Annotated in this window: 1 protein-coding gene; it reads left to right on the top strand. The window is 57.7% G+C overall.

Translation table 11 applies throughout. The features are described from left to right. The first annotated feature begins 500 nt into the window (after positions 1-500). Positions 501-2,030 carry a group II intron reverse transcriptase/maturase gene (ltrA, locus tag HV796_RS41815; RefSeq protein WP_175233488.1) on the top strand — a complete coding sequence of 510 codons (1,530 nt, stop codon included), beginning with the start codon at positions 501-503 and terminating at the stop codon, positions 2,028-2,030. The last annotated feature ends 164 nt before the right edge of the window (positions 2,031-2,194 follow it).

The following is a 2,194-nucleotide window of genomic DNA, read 5'->3' as shown; positions in this document are numbered from 1 at the left end:
CGGCGGGGTGCGGAGCATCGAGGACAACATCCGGGGCTGCAAAGCCTAGCCGAAGCCGCGAGGCAACGGTGACACCTGCAAGCATCGATGCGGGAGCCGCGTGGGCTCAGGTGGCATGGTTAACGTAAGTGAATTCTCGCAAGCGTCGTGAATACAGTCCAGCCAAAGATGCTGTCAGGCTGAGGGCAAAAGCTATGTGACCGGATGTGCCCAGTCTGTAATGGGCACACGCAGACCATAGGTCACCGGCGTAAAGAGGAAACCTTCGTCATCTCGTTGCGGTAACGAAACAGGGTAAGCCCATCTCGCCGCCCCGCCAGGGCAGGCCAACCGCGAGGGAAGCTGTTGGCGGAGTGGGTAAAGGAGGTTGGAAAAGGCGAATGCTGGACTGTAATGGTTCAGATACGGGCTGGAACATCGCCCGACACGAAAGTGGGCAGACTTCCAACTGGTCTCTCATCACGAGATAACTTGCATCATCTTTGAAGGCTGGAAAGCAAATGAACGGGACAACGTCGACGTGTGCGCCGGCCGATCAACCGTTGTCGTGGCACAGCATCGACTGGGACAAGGCATACAGTGTGGTTAGAAGAATGCAGGCGCGTATCGTGAAGGCAACGCAGGAAGGTCGCTGGAACAGGGTCAAGGCCCTGCAACGGCTACTGACCACCTCGTTTTACGGCAAGGCTCTCGCCGTGAAACGAGTGACAGAAAACCAGGGCAAACGTACACCGGGCGTTGACCGTGTGCTGTGGTCTACCCCGGATGCCAAATATCTGGCAATAGAATCGCTACGGCGACACGGCTATAAGCCGCTGCCACTCAAGCGAATCTACATCCCGAAAAGTAACGGAAAGCTGCGTCCGTTGAGTATTCCCACGATGCGGGACCGGGCCATGCAGGCGCTCTATCTGCTCGCGCTCGATCCCGTATCGGAGACGATCTCCGATGCGCAGTCCTATGGATTCCGAAAAGAGCGATCCACACATGACGCGATAGCACAATGTTTTATGAACGCCCGATACCACGGCAACCCAAAAGACCGGCACACCCGCGTATCAGCACAGTGGATTCTCGAAGCGGACATTCGCGGCTGTTTCGACAACATCGACCATGCGTGGCTCTTGCAGCACGTGCCTATGGACAAAGCCGTGTTGAAGAAATGGTTGAGAGCCGGTTATTTAAAGGATGGCTCATTTGCACCAACGACCGAGGGGACACCGCAAGGGGGCATCATCAGCCCCGTGCTGGCCAATCTGGCGCTCAACGGGCTGGACAGTGCCTTATCGGCTGCCTTCAAGAGCACAGCGCAGCGCGTAGCTCATAAGGTCAATCTGGTGCGATATGCCGACGACTTCGTTATCACCGGCGTGAATCGGGAAGTGCTGGAGCGGCAGATAACTCCAGCCGTCACGACCTTCCTCGCTGCAAGGGGATTGGAACTCGCTCCGGAGAAGACGAAGATCACCCACCTGACGGATGGATACGACTTTCTCGGTCAGCATGTCCGGCGGTACGGTAATAAACTGCTCATCAATCCAGCCCGCAAGAATGTCACAGCGTTCCTGCGGAAGGTCAGGGGTCTCATTCGTCAGCTCGGTGCCGCTCCACAAGGCAAGCTGATCGATGCCCTCAATCCTGTCATCACCGGCTGGGCAGCCTATCACCGCCATGTAGTCGCGAAAGACATCTTCCGCAAGGTGGACCACCAGATCTGGTACGCATTGTGGCAATGGGCCAAACGCCGCCACCAAAAGAAGCCGGCCTACTGGGTGCGACAACGTTACTTCCATCGAATTGGTCTACGGCAATGGATCTTCGCTGTGGACACGAAACAGATGGAAAACGACGGGCACCCTCGTTACCGGCGCCTACGGTTGGCGATGGCTACGCCCATCGAGCGGCATCCGAAAGTCCGAGCGGACGCTAACCCCTACGATTCGCAGTGGTACGCCTACTTCGCGCAGCGTGCTGCGATACGAAGCCGGGTATCCCGTGCACGCCGCAGGGACTCACCGCCGTCATCATGAGCGCGGTCTGTCACGATGCAGGTACACCAAGCACTGGTTGGTCTGTCGCGTCACCGGGTTGGTGCGACATCAACCTTACATGAGGCTTGAGCCGTATGCGGGGAAACTCGCCTGTACGGTTCTTAGGGGGCGGCGGCGCAGCAATGTGTCGCTGCTACCCGACT

It is taken from the genome of Paraburkholderia humisilvae, from assembly GCF_902859855.1.
In the GTDB taxonomy this organism is placed as follows: Bacteria; Pseudomonadota; Gammaproteobacteria; order Burkholderiales; family Burkholderiaceae; genus Paraburkholderia; species Paraburkholderia humisilvae.
This window is presented reverse-complemented; position numbering and strand designations above follow the sequence as displayed.

Excerpts from the sequence above, each read along its gene's own strand:
- ltrA (WP_175233488.1), top strand. The coding sequence starts at position 501 with ATGAACGGGACAACGTCGACGTGTGCGCCGGCCGATCAACCGTTGTCG.